An 18,949-nucleotide genomic window follows, 5' to 3' on the forward strand; every position below is an offset into this window, starting at 1 on the left:
GATGCGACCCGTCCAGCGCCTGCATTCGGCCTATCGCGACGATATCGGCGACCTGGTGACGCGCCGCCCGGTGCCGGGGCCGGGGCTCGACCGGGTGGGGGCGTTCCTGTTCCTCAACCATCACGGGCCGCAAACCTATCCCCCGCACAATCGCGGCCTGCCCTTCGGCCCGCACCCGCATCGCGGGTTCGAGACGGTGACCTTCATCCTTGAGGGCGAGCTGGCGCATACCGATTCGGCGGGGCATGAGAGCATCATCCGCGAGGGCGGGGTCCAGTGGATGACCGCGGGCAGCGGACTGGTCCATGCCGAAATCTCCCCGGATGGCTTCAAGCGGACGGGCGGGCCGCTGGAGATCCTCCAGCTCTGGGTGAACCTGCCCGCGCGGCTGAAGATGTGCGCGCCGCGCTATGTGGGGGTGCAGGCCGATGCGATTCGGGCGATTCCGGGCGAGGGCGCGACGGTGCATCTGGTCTCGGGCGCGTATCGCGGCGAGGCCGGCGCGATCGAGTCGCTGACCGGGGTATTCCTGAGCTGGGTGGAAATCGCTGCCGGTGGGCGCGTTACCTTTGAGGGGCTGCGCGGGCGTGACGTGTTCCTGTACGGCGCGCGCGGGGCGATCGAGGTCGGCGGGACGCTTGTCCCGGCGTTCACGCTCGCCGAACTGGGCGAGGGCGATGCCGTCACGATTGAAGCGCACGAACCGGCGCTGTTCCTGTTCGGCCATGCCGAGCCGATCGACGAGCCGGTGGTGGCGCACGGCCCGTTCGTGATGAACAGCGTAGCCGAAATCCACCAGGCCTATGCCGATTACCAGGCGGGCATATTCGGCGTCGCGGAGATCGTTCGGGGTTAGATCCCGCGGCCCCAGTTGAGCGTCACCCGGGTGCGGCCCTGATAGCTGTCGACCACGACCATGATGCTGCGCCGGCGTTCCTCCCCGGCTTCATACTTGTTCTCGGACAGCGAACGATGCGCGAGGCCCGATGCGTCGATCTGGCTGCGCGACCAGCCCAGCACTGCCTTTGGCGTGGCCGCGGTGGTGTAGACGATCGTCCCCGAGACATGGTTCGGAAGCCCGTCCGGCCCCGAAATGCAGCTGGTGACCTGCGCATCGGCATAGAGGGGCACGAAATCGGGCTTGTTGCTGCAATCGGTCCCCGCCGCGACCGATGCGGAAATGCCGTTGGCGGCCGCCGCGGCGACGTTCTGCGCGGTCGGGTCTTCGACCGTGTCCGACGACGGCCCGCCGCCGCAGCCGACAAGCAGCAGCGGCGCGAGAAGCGCGGCGAGGCGGACCGCGATCAGAACGGCACGTCGTCGTCGAGATCGTCGGGGAAGCCGCCTGCAGGCGCGCTGCTGCGCCCGCCGCCGCTGTTGAAATTGCCGCCGCCGCGGCTCGAGGACTGGCCTGCGAACTCGTCGCCGCCGCCGCCCCAGTCTTCGCCGCCGCCGGCACTGGCACCACCGCCGCGTGCGCCACCCTGGCCCGGCGCGCCGTCGAGCATCGTCAGCACGCTGTTGAAACCCTGGAGCACGATTTCGGTCGAGTAACGGTCGTTACCCTGCTGGTCCTGCCATTTGCGCGTCTGGAGCGCGCCCTCGATATAGACCTTGCTGCCCTTGCGCAGATATTTCTCGGCGACGGTGGCGAGGCCGTCGTTGAAGACCTTCACCGTGTGCCATTCGGTGCGCTCCTTGCGCTCGCCCGAATTGCGGTCCTTCCAGCTTTCGGACGTGGCGATGCGCAGTTCGACCACCTTGCCGCCGTTCTGGAAACTGCGCGATTCGGGATCGCGGCCCAGATTCCCGACGAGGATAACCTTGTTGACGCTGCCGGCCATTCGAAACTCCAGTAAATCGATTGAGCGCGCGATCATCACAGCGCTACAGGAAAGCCCATGGCTGAGATCATTAACCTGAACAAAGCAAGAAAAGCGAGAGCGAAAGCGGCGGCGGCGACACAGGCCGACGCCAACCGCGCGCGCTTTGGCCGGTCAAAGGCCGAGCGCGCCGCCGAAGACGCCGAACGCGCGCGGGCGCAAAAGCTGCTCGACGACGCGAAGCGGGATTAGAGGCCGAGCCCCACTGCGCTCCAATAGGTGATCCCCGCCGCGACATAGGCGAGCGCGAACAGATAGCCGACCATGAAGGCGGGCCATTTCCAGCCATTGGTCTCGCGCCGGGTCACCGCGATCGTCGAGATGCATTGCGGCGCGAACACGAACCACATCAGGAACGCCAGCGCGGTCGGCAGCGTCCAATGGGTGCGCAGATTGTCGCGGATCGTCGCCTCGCCCGACGCATCGTCGGGATTATCGACCGCATAGACGGTGCCGATCGCCGCCACCGCGACTTCGCGCGCGGCCATTGCCGGGATCAGCGCCAGTGCGATGTCACGGTTGAAGCCGATCGGCGCGACGATCGTCTGGAGCCCGTTGCCGATCCGCCCCGCGATCGAATAGTCGACGCGCGAAATCCCGCTGCCCTCGGGCGGCTTGGGGAAGCTCAGCAGCGCCCAGAGCACGACCGTCGTCACCAGGATGATCGTGCCGGCGCGCTTGAGGAAGATCGCCGCGCGCTGCCACAGCCCCAGAGCGACGTCGCCCAGCCGCGGCATCTGGTACTTCGGCATCTCCATCATGAAGCCGCTGGTCGCGCCCTTGGTCACGGTGCTGCGCAGGACGAGCGCCGCGCCGAACGCACCGGCGATGCCCAGGATATAGAGCGAGAACAGCACCAGCCCCTGAAGCCCGATCCCGGGCAGCACCGCGCGATCGGGGATCAGCGCCCCGATGATGATCGTATAGACCGGCAGCCGCGCCGAACACGTCATCAGCGGCGCGATCAGGATCGTCGTCAGCCGGTCCTTCTCGTCCGAAATGGTACGCGTCGCCATGATCCCCGGCACCGCGCAGGCGAAGCTGGACAGCAGCGGGATGAAGGCGCGACCCGACAGGCCGACCCCGGCCATCACCCGGTCCATCAGGAAGGCAGCGCGGACCATATACCCGCTCGCCTCCAGCACGAGGATGAAGGCGAACAGGATCAGAATCTGCGGCAGGAACACCACCACCGCGCCGACCCCGGCAATCACGCCGTCGAGCAGCAGCGAGCGCAGGAAGCCCTGGGGCAACAGGTCCCCGACACCCTCGGCGAGCAGCGCCATCCCCGATTCGATCCAGCCGACCGGCGCTTCGGACCAGGCGAACACCGCCTGGAACATGACGAACATCAGCGACAGGAGGATGATCGGCCCCGCCACCGGGTGGAGCGCGATCGAATCGAGACGATGGGTCCAGCGGCGCGCGGCGGTCTCCGAAACGGTGACTGCGGTGGCGATCTGGCGGGCGCGGCGCTGGAGCACGACGATGTCGTGCGGCACGCCCTCGCCCGCACGGACCTTGTGCGGCAGCGAGCGCACCGCTTCGCCCAGCCGGGCCTTCAGATCGTCGATCCCGCGGCGGCGGACCGCGACCGTCGAGACCACGGGCACGCCCAGTTCGCGGGCAAGCGCGTCGGCATCGAGCGTCAGCCCGTCGCGCTCGGCGAGGTCGACCATGTTGAGCGCGACGATGATCGGCAGCCCCAGCGCGATCAGCTGGAGCGTGAAGCGCAGATGGTTGTCGAGGTTCGACGCATCGATCACGCTGATGATCGCATCGGGCAGCCGCTCGCCCGCCTGGCGCCCGACCAGCACGTCGCGCGTGACCTGTTCATCGGGGCTCGACGGATCGAGGCTATAGGTGCCGGGCAGATCGATCAGCTCGACCGGGCGACCGTCGGGCAGCGCCATCCGGCCCGAGTGACGCTCGACCGTAACGCCGGGATAATTGCCGACTTTCTGGCGCGCGCCGGTCAGCGCGTTGAACAGCGCGCTCTTGCCGGCATTGGGGTTGCCGACCAGCGCAACCAGTGGTGCAGCGTTCATCGCGTCAGCCGGCGTCGGCGGGGGCGGTGCGCACGCGGATCGCGGCGGCGACATGCCGACGCAGCGCGACGGTCATCCGCCCGATGCGGCACGCAACCGGGCCGCCACCGAGCAATCCGGAGCGGTGGAGCATCTCGACCTCGACACCTTCGTCGAGCCCTAGCTCGCGCAGCCGCCGTGCCTCGGGTGGAGTCAGCGCGTGCCATTCGACATCGGTGACCCACGCGATATGGGCACGAGGCACCCTGGCAAGCGTAAGAGGGGTGGACGTCGCGACAGCGTTCATGCTGCGAGTGATTATCAATAACCACCGCGCAGCGCCAGCCCCCTTGGCTAGGTAAAGCTACGCGACCCGCCGATGCCGTCACACCACCGGATAGCGCAGCCGACCGACGAAACGCGACAGGCTCGGGCGATTCTGGGTGCGCGCAAGAAAGCCCGACTTGGCCTTTTCGAACGCCATGATCCCGTCGATCCGGCGCGCGAGAAAGCCGCGCGTATCGGCCCAATCCTCGCTCTCGTCGTTCAGGAACACTGCAATCGTCGCGGCATAGATGCTGCCGAGCAGCGCGCGCTTGGTATAATGGTTGTAATCGGTCGCGGTGTCGCCCGCGAGGCGCCACATCGCATCCGCCGACCGCCAGCCGAGCCGCAGCGCGCGCCGCGCATTTTGCGGCATCGCGAGGATCGCGACGGCACGGCGCAGTGCCTCGCGATTCGGCGCGGCGATCGCGAGCCGCGCCTCGACCAGCGCCGTGGTCCGCTGGCGAATCTTCATCGCCGCCAGCGTCTCCGGGGGCAGCCGCTCGGCCATCTCGGCGTCGATGCTGGCGAACCAGGCATCGATCATCTCGACCGCCGCGCCGCCCGAAAAGGCGAGCCGGGCGATGTCGCGCGCGATCCCCATGCCGTCTGCGGTGGCATCCAGCGCCTGGGCATTCCAGCCGTCGAATGCGGCATTGGCCGCGATCTGCGGCGCAAGCGCGAGGCGGAGTTCGTCGAGCGTGGCGTCTGCGAGAGCTGGGGTCATGTGCCCGATCTAGGCGCTTGCCCCGCGAGTGCCAAGCGTCGGCGCGCTGCGATGCCCCGCGCGGACGAGGACCAGCGCCGCCGCGACCAGCACCGCCCCGACCAGATCGGGCAACGTCAGCCGCTCGGCATAGGCGATCCATCCCACGATCGCGGCGACCACCGGCTGGATCAGCAGCGTGATCCCGACCACCAGCGGCGACAAATGCCCGAGCGCATAGATCATGCAGCCCTGGCCGATGACCTGGCTGAACAGCGCGAGCCCGAGCAGCGGCAACCAATCGCCCGGCACCACGCGCTCGCCCAGCGCGAGGGCGAGGACCAGCAGCGCCGGGATCGTCGCGAACGACGACAGCGCCAGCGCCGGCAGCGGCGTCATCGCGGTGCGCACGCGCGCCATGCAGATGAAATAGACGGCGTAGAGCAAGCCGGCGAACAGGCAGAACAGGTCGCCGGCCAGATGGCGCGGCGACAATTCGGCCGAGCGCCCGAGCAACAGCGCGCCGCCGATCGCCGCGAGCAGCAGCGCCGCCGCCTGCGGACGCGACGGCCACATCCGCGCGACGAGGAACCCGTAGATCGGGTAGATCAAAGTCGCCGAATTGCCGAACAGCGTCGAATTGGCGAGCGTCGTGCGGACGATGCCGACATGCCAGCTCGCCAGATCGGCGGCGAAGGCGAGCCCGGCCACGATCAGCAGCGGCCAATGCCCCCGCGCCGAGCGCAGCGGCCGCTCGCCCATCGCCAGCGCGGCGAAGAGCAGCAGCGGCGTCGCCAGCGCCAGCCGCCAGAAGCCCGATGCCACCGGCCCGACATCGGCCATCCGCACGAACAGCGGCCCGAAGGCCAGCGCGACATTGGCGACGATCGCGGCGACCAGCGCCACGATCGGGGCCGCGCCTGGCAGGGCGCTTGGCGGGGCGATAGTTTTCCTTGGCGAAGCGGACTCGTGCATGGCGCCCTGTAGCGCCCTATCTCCAGTCGTCACAGTCAAAGGACCTTTTGCCGATGCCGAGCCTGTTCGATCCGATCCAGCTGGGTGCCGTCGCCGCCCCGAACCGCATCCTGATGGCGCCGCTGACCCGCGGCCGGTCGACGCGCGAGCATGTCCCCGTGGCGATCATGGCCGATTATTATGCGCAGCGCGCCTCGGCCGGGCTGATCCTGTCCGAGGCGACGGGGATCAGCCGCGAGGGGCTGGGCTGGCCCTATGCGCCGGGGCTGTGGACCGAGGCGCAGGTGGAGGGATGGAAGCCGGTCGTCGAGGCGGTCCACAAGGCGGGCGGGCGCATCTTCGCGCAGCTGTGGCATATGGGCCGGATCGTCCATCCCGATTTCCTCGACGGCGCGGCGCCGCTCTCCTCCTCCGCAACGACCGCGCCGGGCCAGGCGCACACCTATGCCGGCAAGCAGGACTATGCCCAGGCCCGCGCCGCGACGAAGGACGATATCGCCCGCGTGCTCGACGACTATACGCTGGCAACGCGCAACGCGCTCCGCGCCGGGTTCGACGGGGTGCAGCTTCATGCGGCCAATGGCTATCTGATCGACCAGTTCCTGCGCGCCGGCGCCAACCAGCGCGACGACGACTATGGCGGCAGCCCCGAGAATCGCGGGCGGCTGCTGCGCGAGGCGGCCTCGCGGCTGATTGCCGAGGCGGGCGCGGGGCGGACCGCGGTGCGCTTTTCGCCCAATGGCGATTCGCAGGGCGTGACCGACGAGGACCCCGAAGCGGTGTTCGTGCCCGCGGCGCAGTTCCTCTCGGACCAGGGGATCGCGTTCCTCGAACTGCGCGAACAGGGCCCCGAGGGGACGTTCGGGCGCACCGACCAGCCGCGCGTATCGCCCGCGATCCGCAAGGTGTTCACCGGCCCGCTGGTGCTCAACCAGGATTATCATGCCGAGACGGCACAGGCCGAACTCGATTCGGGCAATGCCGATGCGATTGCGTTCGGGCGGCCGTTCATCGCCAATCCCGACCTGGTCGAGCGGCTCCGCACCGGCGCGGCGCTCAACAGCCCCGATGTCGCAACCTTCTACAGCCGCGGCGCCGAGGGCTATACCGACTATCCGGCGCTCGGCGGCACGGCCTGATCGAGCGTGTCGATCCAGCGAGTCGCGGCGGCGCGTAGCCGGCGCCGCGACTCGTCGGCGAAGAACAGCGGCACCAGCAGCAGCGGCACCCAGGGCCATAACACCACGCTGAGCCCGAGCGTCACCGCGACCGCGAACGCTGCGATCTGGGTGAATTTCTGGACACGCGCCTTGTTGGCATAGCTTTCGCGAATCGCGCGCGGCGCCTTATCGTCATACCAAGGCTGGGTCGTGAACAAGGTGTCGCGCGAATCCGCCGGCGCCGTAGCCGCGGGTCGGGAGGGAGCGGGCGCGGGTGCCCGGTCGGTCCTGCCCCGGCGTTCGCGGGTCTCGGCCATTGGTGGCGTCGCCACCGCGCCGGACCAGGTGTCGATCACCTCCAGCCGCCGCCCGCGCTCGACCACCTTGTAGCGAGTCGGCGGCGGCCGCATCGGTCAGCTAAAGCGTTCGGCGAGCGCGAGCATCGCCAGCGCCGCCCTGGCCGCCTCGCCGCCCTTGTCCTTCTGGTCGGGGCGGGCGCGGACCAGCGCCTGTTCCTCATTCTCGACTGTCAGGATGCCGTTGCCTATGGCCACGCCGTCCAGCGCCAGCGCCATCAGCCCGCGTGCGCTTTCGCCCGCGACGATCTCGAAATGATAGGTTTCGCCGCGGATCACCACGCCAAGCGCGACATAGGCGTCGAATGCGTCCGAATCGACCGCGAGCGAAATCGCGCCCGGAATCTCCAGCGCGCCCGGGACGGTGACGACCTCGACTTCGTGCCCCGCTTCCTCGAGCGCCGCGCGGGCACCCTGGAGCAGGAGATCGTTCAGATGCGCATAGAAGCGCGCCTCGACCACAAGAATCCGGGCCATGGTGTCAGTCTCCGTCGATCGGGCGTTCGCCGACGATCGACAGGCCATAGCCGTCGAGTCCGACAAGGGTGTGGTGGGTGTTGGTCAGCAGGATCATGTCGTGGACGCCCAGCTCGGTCAGGATCGTCGCGCCGACGCCGTAATCGCGCAGTTCGTCCATGTCCTTCTGCTCGACCATCCCGGCGCGCACCTGGAGCGCGAGCGTGAAATGGTCCTCGCGCCGCTTGTTGATGACGACGATCACCCCCGCGCCTTCGCGCGCGATGATTTCCATCGACCGCCGCAACAGCCCGCCGCGATCGCCGCCTTCGCCGAACAGGTCGCTGAACGGCGACAGCGCGTGCATCCGGACCAGCGTCGGCTTGGCGGGATCGACCTTGCCCTTGACCAGCGCAACCTGCTCGCTGCCGGTCGCCTTGTTCCAAAAGGTGACGGCGGTCCAGTCGCCGCCCCATTCGCTGACGAACCGCGCCTCGGCACGCTTCTCGACGAGATGATCGTGGCGGCGGCGATAGGCGATCAGGTCGCGGATCGTGCCGATCTTGAGGTTATGATATTGCGCGAACGACACCAGGTCGTCGAGCCGCGCCATCGTGCCGTCGTCCTTCATGATCTCGCAGATCACGCCCGACGGATTGAGCCCGGCCAGCCGCGCGACGTCGACCGCCGCCTCGGTATGACCCGCGCGGACCAGCACGCCGCCTTCGCGCGCGATCAGCGGGAAGACATGGCCGGGGGAGACCAGCGAATCTGCGCCGTTCGCCGAATCGATCGCCACCGCGACGGTGCGCGCGCGGTCCGCGGCGGAGATGCCCGTCGACACGCCTTCCTTCGCCTCGATCGAGACGGTGAACGCCGTGCCGTGGCGGGTGCCGTTGGCGCGGGTCATCGGCTCCAGCCCCAGCGTCTCGACGCGCGACGGCGTGAGCGCGAGGCAGATCAGCCCGCGGCCATAGCGCGCCATGAAGTTGATTGCGTCCGGCGTCGCCATCTGCGCCGGGATCACGAGGTCGCCTTCGTTCTCGCGATCCTCGTCATCGACCAGGATGAACATCCGGCCATTGCGCGCCTCGTCGATCAGCTCCTCGGGCGTCGAGAGGAAGCCATGCTTCAAACGGGCGAGTTCAACCTTTTGCACGAAGCGCCTCCATGCGCTGTAAATAGCGGGCCAGCACGTCGATCTCGAGATTGACGGCGTCGCCGGCGGACAATCCGCCAAGCGTCGTCACTGCGGCGGTATGCGGGATGATGTTGAGCGCGAAATGGGTGCTGCCGTCGGGCTGGTCGGCGACTTCGTTGACCGTCAGCGAAACGCCGTCGACAGTGATCGATCCCTTGGCCGCAAGATAGGGGGCCAGCGCGGCGGGCACCGATATGCCGATGCGGCGCGAATCGCCCTCGGGACAGATGCCCAGCACGGTGCCGACACCGTCGACATGGCCCGTGACGATATGTCCGCCCAGCTCGTCGCCCAGCCGCAGCGCGCGTTCGAGGTTGATCCGGCGCCCTTGCGTCCACTGGTCGCGCGCGGTGCGCGACACAGTCTCGCCCGACACGTCGAACGCGACCCAGCCCGGCGCTTTGTCGACCACGGTCAGGCATACGCCCGAACAGGCGATCGAGGCGCCCAGGTCGATCGATTCGACCTCATAGGCAGTGGACACGCGCACGCGCAGGTCGCCCTGGCGCTCGACGGCATCGATCGTGCCGACATCGGTGATGATTCCGGTAAACATCAGTTGGCCGCGTAGACCTCGACGCGGTCGCTGCCAAGCATCTGTGTGTCTGACAGCCGCCACCGCCCATGCGCGCTCGCCAGCGACACGAGCCCGAGGTCGCCGAGCGCCGGCTTGCCCGCGCCGAGCAGGATCGGCGCACGATAGAGCAGCAGCCGGTCGACCAGCCCGGCGCGGACGAAGGCGGCGGCGGTTTCGGCTCCGCCCTCGACAAGCAGGTGATCGACATTCTCCAGCGCGGCGATGTCATCGGGGCGCCGCAACGTCCCCGAAGAGGACAGGACCAGCACGCGGGGCGAGCGCGCCTCCAGCCCCGGCAGCCGCACGTCGAGGGTGGGGCGATCGATCTCCCATGTACCGCGCCCGACGAGGATCGCCTCGTTACGCGCACGCTCGAGATGGGCGTGGGCGCGCGCCTGGGGGCCCGTGATCCAGCGGCTTTCGCCCGAGGGCAGGGCGATGCGCCCGTCGAGCGAAGTCGCCAGCTTGAGCGTCACAAAGGGGCGGCCCTGTGCGCGGCGCGTGAGGAAGCCCGCCATCGCCCCGCGCGCCTGCTCCGCGAGAACGCCCGGCTCCACCGCGATGCCGGCATCGCGCAGCCGGGCGATGCCGAGCCCGTCGGTGCGCGGGTCGGGGTCGCCGATCGCCACCACCACCTGTCCCACGCCGGCGGCGATCAACAGGTCGGCACAGGCCGGGCCGCGCGCAGAGTCATGCGCGCAGGGTTCGAGCGTGACGTAGCAGGTGGCGCCGCGCGCCCGGTCGCCCGCCTGGGCCAGCGCCATCGCCTCGGCATGGGGGCGCCCGCCGGGCTGGGTCCAGCCGCGCCCGACGACGCGGCCATCGGCGACGATCACGCAGCCGACATTGGGATTGGGCGCAGTACGCCCCCGCCCGCGCTGCGACAGCGCCAGCGCGGCCGCCATCCAGCGGGCGTGGTTCAGATGCCCCACTTTTTCAGGCTGTCGTCGACGCGCTTGAATTCTTCCTGGCGCTGTTTCCGGCGCTTTTCCATCTCGGCCTCGGCGGCGTGCTTCTTGACCTGGTCGATCTTCTGCTGGGCGCGAATCTCGTCGTCGGTGCGGGTCAGCGGCCAGCTTTCGGCGTAGATGATGTTGCGCTTATACGGGACCGGGATGTTCGAATCCTTGATGAACACCACGATGACGGTGAAGGTCAGCACCATCGACAGCATCATGAACCACAGCTCATAGGGCTTTCGCTGCGCAAGGAAGACGCGCAGGTCACGGATCGCGCGAAGGGGCGAGATATTCTTGAGAAGGCTCATCTGGCGCCCAAGATAAGGACGCGGGGGCCGAAGGCAAACCCCCGCGCCGGGCGACTCACTGATTCTCCAGCTCGAAGCGGACGTTCATCACCTTCCAGCTCTCCTCCGGCACGCCGCCGCGCGTCGCGGGCTTGAAGCGCCATTTGGCCAGCGCCTGGCGCCGGGTCGCCTCGAAGAAGGCGGGGCTGGTCGCGGCAAGCTCGCGCACGTCCTTCACCCGCCCGTCGGTGCCGATCAGCACGCGGACGCTGACGGTGCCGTTGCGCTCGGCGCGCAGTTCGGCGGCGGGATAGGCGGGCTGGAAGTCCTTGAGGTAGCGCGGGTCCTGCGCCGAATTGACCAGCGGCGGCAGCGGCGGCGGCGGGTCGAGGACGGTAGTAGGCCCGGTTGGCAGATCGCGCCCGGCAGCCGGCGGATCGGTGGGCAGGGCGTCGGTGCCGGCGATAATCGGGTCGCGGAACGTCTCGATCTGGGGCTTGGGGATATAGGGCGTGGGATCGGGTGTCGTCGGCTGCTGGGCCTTGGGCGGCTCCTTCTTCACCTCGGGCGGGTCGAGAGGCAAGGGAACGTTGTCCACGATCAGAGTGGTCGGGGGCTTGGGCTTCAGTATGTCGGGCACCGAGTAGATCAGCCCGGCGAGGATCGCGCCGTTGATGGCGAGCGCAGCGCCCAGGCTGACGGTGCGCGATTTGGGGGCGGTATAGCGGGTGTCGGCGTACATGGCTTGCACTCCTCTCCTAACCGGTCGAGCCGGAAAGGTAATGATACAACGTTACGCACGCGACGTAAAGCGGCGCGGTCAAGCCGCCGCGCGGAGCCGCGCCGAGGCGCGCTCTGCGCCGATCAGCGGCAGCAGCGCCGCCATGTCGGGGCCATGTTCGCGTCCGGTAAGCGCGAGTCGCAGCGGCAGGAACAGCGCGCGCCCCTTGCGCCCGCTGGCATCCTTGAGCGCGGCGGTGAGCGCGCGCCACGGATCGCCGCTCCAATCGAGCGACTCGGCGAGCTGTGCCGCCTGCGCCACGAAGCCGCGATCCTCCTCGGCCAGTTCGGGGGGCGTGACGGGGCCTTCGATCACCTGCCACCAGTCCGCCGCCTCGGCGACAGTGGTCAGGTTGGGGCGGATCGCGTCCCACGCCGCGTCGCCCATTCCGACGGGCAGCCGCTCGGCAACCTGCGCGAAGCCAAGCTGGTGGACGATGCGGCTGCTCAGCGCGGCCAGCTCAGCCTCGTCGAAGCGCGCCGGGGCGCGGCCGAACTGGGCGAAATCGAATCCGGCGATCAGCGGCGCTGGGTCGGCAAAGGGCTCGACCGGGGCGCTGGTGCCGATGCGGGCGAGCAGCGCGACCAGCGCCTGCGGCTCGATCCCCGCCTCGCGGAAATGCCCGACGCCGAGCGCGCCGAGGCGTTTCGACAGCTTGCCCTCGGCGCCGGTCAGCAGCGCTTCATGCGCGAAGTCGGGGGGCGCGGCGCCCATCGCCTGGAACATCTGAAGCTGGAGCGCGGTGTTCGATACGTGATCCTCGCCCCGCACCACATGGGTAATACCCATGTCGACATCGTCGATCACGCTGGGCAGCAGATACAGCCACGACCCGTCCGCGCGGCGAATGACGGGATCACTCATCGTCGTCGCATCGAAACGCTGGGGGCCGCGAATCAGGTCCTCCCACACGATCGGCACGTGATCGAGGTGGAAGCGCCAATGCGGGCGGCGCCCCTCGGCTTCGAACGCGGCGCGCTCCGCATCGGTGAGTGTAAGCGCCGTCCGCTCGTAGATTGGCGGCAGCCCGCGCCCAAGCAGCACCTTGCGGCGCAGTTCCAGCTCGTCGGGGGTTTCATAGGCGGGATAGATCCAGCGCTTCGCGACCAGTTGCTCGAAAACCGCCTCATAGCGATCGAATCGCGCCGACTGGCGTTCCTCGCCATCGGGAACCAGCCCCAGCCACGCCAGATCGGCGCGGATCGATTCGACGAACCGCTCCTCCGAGCGCGCGCCGTCGGTATCGTCGATCCGCAGCAGGAACCGTCCGCCATTGGCCCGTGCGAACAGCCAGTTATGCAGCGCCGTTCGGATATTGCCGACGTGCAGCGTGCCGGTGGGGCTGGGGGCGAAGCGGGTGATGACGGTCATGGCCGGGACCTAAGCCCGGCGGGCGGGGGCGGCAATGCCCCTTTGCCTTCGCGCCACACCCCTCTAAGGGACCCAAAACAGCATCAGCGACGGGACACGCGCATGAAACTACTGGCCGGCAATTCGAACATGCCGCTCGCCAAGGCGATCGCCGATTATCTGGAGATCCCCCTGACCCAGGCGAATGTCCGCCGCTTCGCCGACGAGGAGATCTTCGTCGAGGTGCTGGACAATGTCCGCGGCGAGGACGTGTTCGTGGTCCAGTCGACCAGCTTCCCGGTCAACGACAATCTGATGGAGCTGCTGATCATGGTCGACGCGCTCAAGCGCGCATCGGCCAAGCGGATCACCGCGGTGCTCCCCTATTTCGGCTATGCCCGCCAGGACCGGAAGCCAGGGCCCCGCACTCCGATCTCGGCCAAGCTGGTCGCCAATCTGATCACCGTGGCGGGTGCCGACCGCGTGCTGTCGGTCGATCTCCATGCCGGGCAGATCCAGGGCTTTTTCGATATTCCGACCGACAATCTGTACGGCGCCCCGGTGATGTCCGCCGACATCCGCACGCGCTTTCCCGACAAGCAGTGGATGGTGGTGTCGCCCGACGTCGGCGGCGTGGTGCGCGCCCGATCGCTCGCCAAGCGACTCGACAATGCCCCGCTGGCGATCGTCGACAAGCGCCGCGAGCGGCCCGGCGAATCCGAAGTGATGAACATCATCGGCCAGGTCGAGGGGCGGTTCTGCATCCTGATCGACGATATCGTCGATTCGGCGGGGACGCTCTGCAACGCCGCCGCCGCGCTCAAGGCGGCGGGGGCGGAGGACGTCATCGCCTATTGCACCCACGGCGTGCTGTCGGGCGGGGCGGTGGCGCGCGTCGACGGGTCGGCGCTGCGCGAGCTGGTGATCACCGATTCGATCGGCAACCACGCGATCATCGCCGCCAGCGCAAAGATCCGCCACCTGACGATCGCGCCGCTGCTGGCCGAGGCGGTGCGCCGGATCGCCGACGAAAGCTCGGTCTCCAGCCTGTTCGACTGAGCCGCGCGGCGCGGCTAAGTTTAGGAAGTTTAGGGTCCGACGGGGTCGCGCCGGGCCGCGACTCGGGCGCGTGGAAAGGGTGCGGGTGCCGGCCATGTCGGCGACCACAGCACGCGAAATCCTACATTGCCAGATCTACCGTGGAAGCCACCCGCTCACGCCACCGCTTCCCACAGCAGCGCCACCCCCACGGCGATCATCAGCCAGTAGATCGCCGTGTAGAAGCGCTCGGGCGCGACGCGGCGCACCAGCCAGACGCCCGCCAGCGTCGATCCGAGCGCGAGCGGGAGCAGCGCGGCGGCGGTGAGCAGATTGGCGCGAGTGAACTGGCCAAGTGCGAAATAAGCAGGCACTTTCAGCCAGTTAGTCGCCGCGAAATAGAGCGCCGTCGTGCCCACCAGCACGTCGCGCGGCAAATTGCGCGGCAGCACCCAGAGCTGGAACGGCGGCGCGCCGGCATGCGCGATCTGGCTGGTGAAACCCGATACCAGCCCGAACACCGACCCCATCCATTCGGGCCAGCGCCCGGCAACGCGCGGCGCCGGATGCCGCGCCACCCATAGCCGGTGCGCGCCGAACAGGATCGAGACCAGCCCCACCGCCGCCATCACCCCCACCGGCGACACCGACGCGGCAAAGGCATAGCCCAGCCAGATGCCGAGCAGCGACCCCGGCAGCATCCAGCCGATCAGCCGCCAGTCGACGCTGCGGCGGAACGCCCATACCCCCACGGCATCCTGCGCGATCAGGATCGGGAGCAGGATCGCCGCGGCACGCACCGGATCGACTGCAAAAGCCAGCATCGGCAGCGACAGCGCGCCCATTCCCGCAAACCCGCCCTTGGACAGCCCGAGCAGGATCACCGCGGGGATGGCGAGCGCATAGAAATGCCAGTCGGAAATCATGCCCCGCGCCGTAGCGGGTTTGCGGCACGCGCCAAACTGCCTATCGATAGGCGATGGGGAATGCGCGCACCGGGGGCATCGCCGTGATCTTCGTCGCCGCGCGGACGACGGAGGACGATGCCGGCTATGCCGCCGCCGCCGCGGCGATGGACGCGCTCGCCGCGCGCCAGCCGGGGTATCGCGGAGTCGATTCGGTGCGCGGCGCGGATGGCGTGGGAATCACGGTCAGCTATTGGGCGGACGAGGCCAGCGCCGTGGCGTGGCGCGAGCATCCCGAACATGCCGCGATCCGCGATGCCGGACGCGCGCGCTGGTATCTTTGGTATCGGCTCCATGTCGCGACGATCGGGCGCAGCTATGACTGGGCGGCGCCGTGACCGCCCGCGGGTTCGACCGTACCTTCGCCTTGCTGTTCACCGTGATGCTGGCGATCGCGGCGGGGAACACGGCGCTGCAATCGGTGCTGCCCGCGCTGGGCCGGTCGCTGGGCGTCGCGGACAGCGCGGTCGCGGCGGTATTCTCGGTCTCGGCGCTGCTATGGGTGGTCGCCGCGCCCTATTGGGCCAATCGATCGGACCGCTATGGCCACCGCGCGATGGTGCTGCTGGGCGTGGCGGGCTTCACGCTGTCGCTGCTGCTGTGCGGGCTGTTCCTGGTGCTGGGGATCAACGGCGTGCTGGCGCCGGTGGCGACCTTCATCGCCTTCATCCTCGCCCGCATGATCTATGGCATTTTCGGCGCCGCCGCGCCGCCGGCGGTGCAGGCGCTGGTCGCCGGACGCACCAGCCGCGACGAGCGTACCCGCGCGCTGACGCTGATCGCCTCCGCCTTTGGGCTGGGCACGATCCTGGGGCCCGCGCTCGCGCCCTATCTGGTGCTGGGCGACCTGTGGCCGGGTGGGCCGGAGATCGGGCTGGCCGGCCCCGCCTTCTTCGCCGCGCTGTTCGGGCTGATCATCCTGGTCGCCGTGCTGCGGCTGCTTCCGCAGGATGAGAGCCACACGCATGGCGGCGCGGTCGGCTATCCCTCGATCGGCGGGCAGGGCACCGGCGCCAGCGTCACGGCGACCGTCGGCGACCAGTCGCAGCGGGTGGGATTTTTCGACAAACGCATCCGGGCGTGGATCATCGTCGGGCTTGTGATCGGCCATGCCCAGGCGATGACGGGGCAGGCGATCGGATTCCTGGTGATCGACCGGCTCGGCGTGTCGCCGATGGACGCGCTGCAACCCACCGGGCTGGTGCTGATGATGGGCGCGGGCGCAGCGCTGCTGGCGCAATGGGGGCTGATCCCGCTGCTCGACCTCAAGCCGCGCGCGCTGGTGATCGTCGGGGTCGCGGTCGGCGCGCTGGGCTGTGTCGCGACGGGCAGCGCGACCTCGCTATACGGCATCGCGACGGGCTATGCGCTCGCCTCGCTCGGCTTCGGGTTCGCGCGGCCCGGCTTCACCGCCGGATCGTCGCTGGCGGTCGGTGCAGAGGGGCAGGGATCGGTCGCGGGCAAGGTGACGTCGATCAACGGCGCCGCGTTCGTGCTGGGGCCGTCGATCGGCGTCGGGCTGTACGAACTGTGGCGGCCGCTGCCCTATCTGGCTGCGGCCGCCGGACTCGCCTGCCTGCTCGGCTATGCCTGGTTCAGTCTACGACCTTCGTCCCCCGCGACTGGAGCATCCCCGGCGCGATGAAGCCGATCGGCTGGATCGCCATCGCATCCTGTTTGAGCCGGCCCGACATCGCCTGATATTCGGCCTCCATCTCGGGCGTGACGGTGGCGCGCGATTCCTTCAGCGCGGCTTCGAAATGCGCCATCGTGACTTCGCGAGTCGCCAGCGATTCGCGCAGCGCGACGAGCCCCGCGCGGCGCACGACATCCTCGAGATCGGCGCCGGTGAAGCGCACCGTCCGCTCGGCCAGCACCGCGATGCTGACGTCGCCCGCGAGCGGCATCTTCTCGGTCTGGATACGCAGGATGCGTTCGCGCCCCGCCTGATCGGGGACGCCGACATAGATCAGCTCGTCGAAGCGACCGGGACGCAGCAGCGCCGGGTCGATCAGGTTCGGGCGATTGGTCGCGCCGATCACGATCACCGATTGCAGCTCCTCCAGCCCGTCCATTTCCGACAGGATGGTGTTGACCACGCGCTCGGTCGCCTGGGGCTCGCCCATCCCGCCGCCGCGCGCCGGGACCAGCGAATCGAGCTCGTCGATGAAGATCACGCACGGCGCCACCTGGCGCGCACGGGCGAACAGCCGGGCGATCTGTTGCTCGCTCTCGCCATACCATTTGGACAGCAGGTCGCTGGACTTGGTGGCGATGAAATTGGCCTCCGCCTCGCGCGCGACGGCCTTTGCGAGCAGCGTCTTGCCGGTGCCGGGCGGGCCATAGAGCAGGAAGCCCTTGGCCGGGCGGATGCCAAGCCGGCGGAACGCGTCGGGGTCCTTGAGCGGCAGCTCGACGCCTTCCTTGAGCCGCATCTGGGCATCGTCGAGCCCGCCGACATCCTCCCAGCGGACCTGTGGCGCCTGGACCATGACTTCGCGCATCGCCGAGGGCTGGACGCGCTTGATCGCCTCGAGGAAATCGTCGCGGGTGACCGACAGCGTGTCGAGCACTTCGGGCGGGATGCTGCGATCCTCAAGGTTGAGCTTCGGCATCAGCCGCCGCACCGCCTCGATCGCCGCCTCGCGCGTCAATGCCGCGAGATCGGCGCCGACAAAGCCATAGGTGGTGCGCGCCAGTTCCTGCAGATCGACATCGTCCGACAGCGGCATGCCGCGGGTGTGGATGCCGAGAATCTCGCGGCGTCCGCGATCGTCGGGGACGCCGACCACGATCTCGCGGTCGAACCGGCCCGGCCGCCGCAGCGCCTCGTCGATCGCCTCGGGGCGATTCGTGGCGGCGATGACGACGATGTTCGCGCGCGCCTCCAGCCCGTCCATCAGCGTAAGCAATTGCGCGACGAGCCGCTTCTCGGCCTCGCCCGAGACCTGGTCGCGCTTGGGCGCGATCGAATCGATTTCGTCGATGAACACGATCGACGGCGCATCCTTGGCCGCCGCCTCGAACACCTCGCGCAGCCGCTTTTCCGACTCGCCATAGGCCGATCCCATGATCTCCGGCCCGTTGATCAGGTGGAAATTGGCATCGCTTTCATTGGCGACGGCGCGGGCGAGGCGCGTCTTGCCGGTGCCGGGCGGGCCATGGAGCAACACCCCCTTGGGCGGATCGACGCCCAGCCGCTGGAACAATTCGGGATAGCGCAGCGGCAGCTCGACCATCTCGCGGAGCTGGTCGATCGTTCCGGCCATGCCGCCGATATCGTCATAGGTGACGTCGGCGCGGCGGCTGTCGCCTGCCTTTTCATATTCGGTACGCAGCTCGACCTCGGTATTCTCGTCGATATGGACGATGCCCTTGGGCGCCGCCGAGACCACTGCGAGGCGGATTTCCTGGAGCGCATAGGCGGGCGCGTTGACGAAGCGCTGGATATTGGGATCGACGACGCGCTGGTGCCCCGCAGTCGCGACGACGTCGCCCTGGACCAGCGGGCGGCCGTAAAAGGTGCGCTGGAGCGCGGTGGCCGATCCCTGGAGGCGGAGATGCTCCTGCGCGGGGGCGAACACCACGCGAGTCGCGGGTTTGGACTGGGCGCGGCGGACCTCGACGAAATCGCCCGAGCCTACGCCGGCATTGGCGCGCTGAAGCCCGTCGATTCGCAGCAGTTCGAGCCCCTCGTCTTCGGCATAGGGCAGCACTGCGCGCGCGGGAGTCGCGCGCTTGCCCATGATCTCGATCACATCGCCTTCGGTGATGCCCAGCGCGCCCATCAGCGCGCGCGGGATATGCGCGAGCCCGCGCCCGCTGTCCTCGGGCCGCGAATTCGCGACTTGCAGCTTGCGCACCTGCGCTTCGGTGTCGGCCATTCAAAATTCCCTAAACGCCT

The 18,949-nt window shown here is 68.7% G+C and carries 22 protein-coding genes; 6 read left to right on the top strand and 16 right to left on the bottom strand.

Going from position 1 to position 18,949, the window contains the following annotated elements; all coding sequences use genetic code 11:
* Position 1: 1 nt before the first annotated feature.
* On the top strand, positions 2-856 hold the full coding sequence (locus TS85_RS19745) for a pirin family protein (protein WP_044334486.1): 855 nt from the start codon (positions 2-4) through the stop codon (positions 854-856).
* On the opposite strand, the gene TS85_RS19750 is transcribed toward TS85_RS19745, so the two are convergent.
* The gene (locus TS85_RS19750) at positions 853-1,131 is read right to left on the bottom strand and encodes a hypothetical protein (protein ID WP_227698548.1); all 279 of its coding nucleotides are present in this window, start codon (positions 1,129-1,131) and stop codon (positions 853-855) included. The two genes, TS85_RS19745 and TS85_RS19750, sit on opposite strands and share 4 nt — an antisense overlap.
* Positions 1,132-1,304: 173 nt before the next feature.
* Positions 1,305-1,844, bottom strand: coding sequence for a single-stranded DNA-binding protein (gene ssb, locus TS85_RS19755; protein ID WP_044334489.1), 540 nt, complete (start codon positions 1,842-1,844; stop codon positions 1,305-1,307).
* 57 nt (positions 1,845-1,901) lie between these two features.
* Between ssb and TS85_RS24875 the strand changes: the two genes are divergently transcribed.
* The gene (locus TS85_RS24875; RefSeq protein ID WP_077228715.1) at positions 1,902-2,075 is read left to right on the top strand and encodes a DUF4169 family protein; all 174 of its coding nucleotides are present in this window, start codon (positions 1,902-1,904) and stop codon (positions 2,073-2,075) included.
* On the opposite strand, the gene feoB is transcribed toward TS85_RS24875, so the two are convergent.
* The 4 genes from feoB to TS85_RS19775 form a co-directional block, all read right to left on the bottom strand.
* On the bottom strand, positions 2,072-3,931 hold the full coding sequence (gene feoB, locus TS85_RS19760; RefSeq protein WP_044334490.1) for a ferrous iron transporter B: 1,860 nt from the start codon (positions 3,929-3,931) through the stop codon (positions 2,072-2,074). The two genes, TS85_RS24875 and feoB, sit on opposite strands and share 4 nt — an antisense overlap.
* 4 nt (positions 3,932-3,935) lie before the next feature.
* Positions 3,936-4,217 (bottom strand): FeoA family protein, encoded by a 282-nt coding sequence (locus TS85_RS19765; protein ID WP_044334491.1) that lies wholly within the window; start codon positions 4,215-4,217, stop codon positions 3,936-3,938.
* 78 nt (positions 4,218-4,295) lie between these two features.
* A complete protein-coding gene (locus TS85_RS19770) occupies positions 4,296-4,961 on the bottom strand; it encodes a COQ9 family protein (protein WP_044334493.1) in 666 nt (221 codons plus the stop codon).
* Positions 4,962-4,970: 9 nt separating this feature from the next.
* Positions 4,971-5,915 (bottom strand): DMT family transporter, encoded by a 945-nt coding sequence (locus TS85_RS19775; protein ID WP_044334495.1) that lies wholly within the window; start codon positions 5,913-5,915, stop codon positions 4,971-4,973.
* Positions 5,916-5,968: 53 nt separating this feature from the next.
* Here TS85_RS19775 and TS85_RS19780 point away from each other — a divergent pair, with 53 nt between their 5' ends.
* A complete protein-coding gene (locus tag TS85_RS19780; protein ID WP_044334497.1) occupies positions 5,969-7,054 on the top strand; it encodes an alkene reductase in 1,086 nt (361 codons plus the stop codon).
* Here TS85_RS19780 and TS85_RS19785 read toward each other — a convergent pair.
* From TS85_RS19785 to TS85_RS19820, 8 genes are all read right to left on the bottom strand, one after another.
* On the bottom strand, positions 7,027-7,485 hold the full coding sequence (locus TS85_RS19785; protein ID WP_044334499.1) for a hypothetical protein: 459 nt from the start codon (positions 7,483-7,485) through the stop codon (positions 7,027-7,029). The genes TS85_RS19780 and TS85_RS19785 overlap by 28 nt on opposite strands.
* 3 nt (positions 7,486-7,488) lie before the next feature.
* Entirely contained in the window at positions 7,489-7,908 is a 420-nt protein-coding gene (ribH, locus tag TS85_RS19790) for a 6,7-dimethyl-8-ribityllumazine synthase (protein ID WP_044334501.1), read from the bottom strand.
* 4 nt (positions 7,909-7,912) lie between these two features.
* Positions 7,913-9,046 (bottom strand): 3,4-dihydroxy-2-butanone-4-phosphate synthase, encoded by a 1,134-nt coding sequence (ribB, locus tag TS85_RS19795; protein WP_044334503.1) that lies wholly within the window; start codon positions 9,044-9,046, stop codon positions 7,913-7,915.
* Positions 9,033-9,644 (bottom strand): riboflavin synthase, encoded by a 612-nt coding sequence (locus TS85_RS19800; protein WP_044334505.1) that lies wholly within the window; start codon positions 9,642-9,644, stop codon positions 9,033-9,035. The genes ribB and TS85_RS19800 overlap by 14 nt, the downstream gene beginning before the upstream one ends.
* Complete coding sequence (gene ribD, locus TS85_RS19805) at positions 9,644-10,588, bottom strand: bifunctional diaminohydroxyphosphoribosylaminopyrimidine deaminase/5-amino-6-(5-phosphoribosylamino)uracil reductase RibD (protein ID WP_265102116.1); 945 nt, start codon at positions 10,586-10,588, stop codon at positions 9,644-9,646. Before ribD ends, TS85_RS19800 begins: the two co-directional genes overlap by 1 nt.
* Positions 10,585-10,932: a hypothetical protein gene (locus TS85_RS19810; RefSeq protein ID WP_044334507.1), complete on the bottom strand. Its 348-nt coding sequence runs from the start codon at positions 10,930-10,932 to the stop codon at positions 10,585-10,587. The genes ribD and TS85_RS19810 overlap by 4 nt, the downstream gene beginning before the upstream one ends.
* Before the next feature lie 55 nt (positions 10,933-10,987).
* Positions 10,988-11,653: an energy transducer TonB gene (locus TS85_RS19815; protein WP_044334509.1), complete on the bottom strand. Its 666-nt coding sequence runs from the start codon at positions 11,651-11,653 to the stop codon at positions 10,988-10,990.
* A 78-nt stretch (positions 11,654-11,731) separates the two neighbouring features.
* Complete coding sequence (locus TS85_RS19820) at positions 11,732-13,063, bottom strand: glutamate--tRNA ligase (RefSeq protein ID WP_044334510.1); 1,332 nt, start codon at positions 13,061-13,063, stop codon at positions 11,732-11,734.
* Positions 13,064-13,165: 102 nt separating this feature from the next.
* Here TS85_RS19820 and TS85_RS19825 point away from each other — a divergent pair, with 102 nt between their 5' ends.
* Positions 13,166-14,101 (top strand): ribose-phosphate pyrophosphokinase, encoded by a 936-nt coding sequence (locus TS85_RS19825; RefSeq protein ID WP_044334511.1) that lies wholly within the window; start codon positions 13,166-13,168, stop codon positions 14,099-14,101.
* A 155-nt stretch (positions 14,102-14,256) separates the two neighbouring features.
* Here TS85_RS19825 and TS85_RS19830 read toward each other — a convergent pair whose 3' ends face one another.
* Positions 14,257-15,006 carry a sulfite exporter TauE/SafE family protein gene (locus TS85_RS19830; protein WP_044334512.1) on the bottom strand — a complete coding sequence of 250 codons (750 nt, stop codon included), beginning with the start codon at positions 15,004-15,006 and terminating at the stop codon, positions 14,257-14,259.
* A gap of 53 nt (positions 15,007-15,059) precedes the next feature.
* On the opposite strand from TS85_RS19830, the gene TS85_RS19835 reads away from it, so the two are divergent.
* The gene (locus TS85_RS19835) at positions 15,060-15,383 is read left to right on the top strand and encodes an antibiotic biosynthesis monooxygenase family protein (RefSeq protein WP_044334514.1); all 324 of its coding nucleotides are present in this window, start codon (positions 15,060-15,062) and stop codon (positions 15,381-15,383) included.
* A 44-nt stretch (positions 15,384-15,427) separates the two neighbouring features.
* Positions 15,428-16,690, top strand: coding sequence for an MFS transporter (locus tag TS85_RS19840; RefSeq protein WP_044336682.1), 1,263 nt, complete (start codon positions 15,428-15,430; stop codon positions 16,688-16,690).
* Here TS85_RS19840 and TS85_RS19845 read toward each other — a convergent pair.
* A complete protein-coding gene (locus TS85_RS19845) occupies positions 16,641-18,929 on the bottom strand; it encodes a CDC48 family AAA ATPase (protein WP_044334516.1) in 2,289 nt (762 codons plus the stop codon). The two genes, TS85_RS19840 and TS85_RS19845, sit on opposite strands and share 50 nt — an antisense overlap.
* Between the last annotated feature and the right edge of the window lie 20 nt (positions 18,930-18,949).

Origin of the sequence: Sphingomonas hengshuiensis, from assembly GCF_000935025.1 — a bacterium.
GTDB classification, from domain to species: Bacteria; Pseudomonadota; Alphaproteobacteria; order Sphingomonadales; family Sphingomonadaceae; genus Sphingomonas; species Sphingomonas hengshuiensis.

Bases quoted from the DNA above. Each gene is read 5' to 3' on its own strand.
- TS85_RS19765 (WP_044334491.1), bottom strand. From the start codon at position 4,217: ATGAACGCTGTCGCGACGTCCACCCCTCTTACGCTTGCCAGGGTGCCT.
- ribH (WP_044334501.1), bottom strand. From the start codon at position 7,908: ATGGCCCGGATTCTTGTGGTCGAGGCGCGCTTCTATGCGCATCTGAAC.
- TS85_RS19830 (WP_044334512.1), bottom strand. From the start codon at position 15,006: ATGATTTCCGACTGGCATTTCTATGCGCTCGCCATCCCCGCGGTGATC.
- feoB (WP_044334490.1), bottom strand. From the start codon at position 3,931: ATGAACGCTGCACCACTGGTTGCGCTGGTCGGCAACCCCAATGCCGGC.
- ssb (WP_044334489.1), bottom strand. From the start codon at position 1,844: ATGGCCGGCAGCGTCAACAAGGTTATCCTCGTCGGGAATCTGGGCCGC.
- TS85_RS19745 (WP_044334486.1), top strand. From the start codon at position 2: ATGCGACCCGTCCAGCGCCTGCATTCGGCCTATCGCGACGATATCGGC.
- TS85_RS19810 (WP_044334507.1), bottom strand. From the start codon at position 10,932: ATGAGCCTTCTCAAGAATATCTCGCCCCTTCGCGCGATCCGTGACCTG.
- TS85_RS19825 (WP_044334511.1), top strand. From the start codon at position 13,166: ATGAAACTACTGGCCGGCAATTCGAACATGCCGCTCGCCAAGGCGATC.
- TS85_RS19800 (WP_044334505.1), bottom strand. From the start codon at position 9,644: ATGTTTACCGGAATCATCACCGATGTCGGCACGATCGATGCCGTCGAG.
- TS85_RS19845 (WP_044334516.1), bottom strand. From the start codon at position 18,929: ATGGCCGACACCGAAGCGCAGGTGCGCAAGCTGCAAGTCGCGAATTCG.
- TS85_RS24875 (WP_077228715.1), top strand. From the start codon at position 1,902: ATGGCTGAGATCATTAACCTGAACAAAGCAAGAAAAGCGAGAGCGAAA.
- TS85_RS19785 (WP_044334499.1), bottom strand. From the start codon at position 7,485: ATGCGGCCGCCGCCGACTCGCTACAAGGTGGTCGAGCGCGGGCGGCGG.
- TS85_RS19770 (WP_044334493.1), bottom strand. From the start codon at position 4,961: ATGACCCCAGCTCTCGCAGACGCCACGCTCGACGAACTCCGCCTCGCG.
- TS85_RS19835 (WP_044334514.1), top strand. From the start codon at position 15,060: ATGGGGAATGCGCGCACCGGGGGCATCGCCGTGATCTTCGTCGCCGCG.
- TS85_RS19840 (WP_044336682.1), top strand. From the start codon at position 15,428: ATGCTGGCGATCGCGGCGGGGAACACGGCGCTGCAATCGGTGCTGCCC.
- TS85_RS19780 (WP_044334497.1), top strand. From the start codon at position 5,969: ATGCCGAGCCTGTTCGATCCGATCCAGCTGGGTGCCGTCGCCGCCCCG.
- TS85_RS19820 (WP_044334510.1), bottom strand. From the start codon at position 13,063: ATGACCGTCATCACCCGCTTCGCCCCCAGCCCCACCGGCACGCTGCAC.
- TS85_RS19815 (WP_044334509.1), bottom strand. From the start codon at position 11,653: ATGTACGCCGACACCCGCTATACCGCCCCCAAATCGCGCACCGTCAGC.
- TS85_RS19775 (WP_044334495.1), bottom strand. From the start codon at position 5,915: ATGCACGAGTCCGCTTCGCCAAGGAAAACTATCGCCCCGCCAAGCGCC.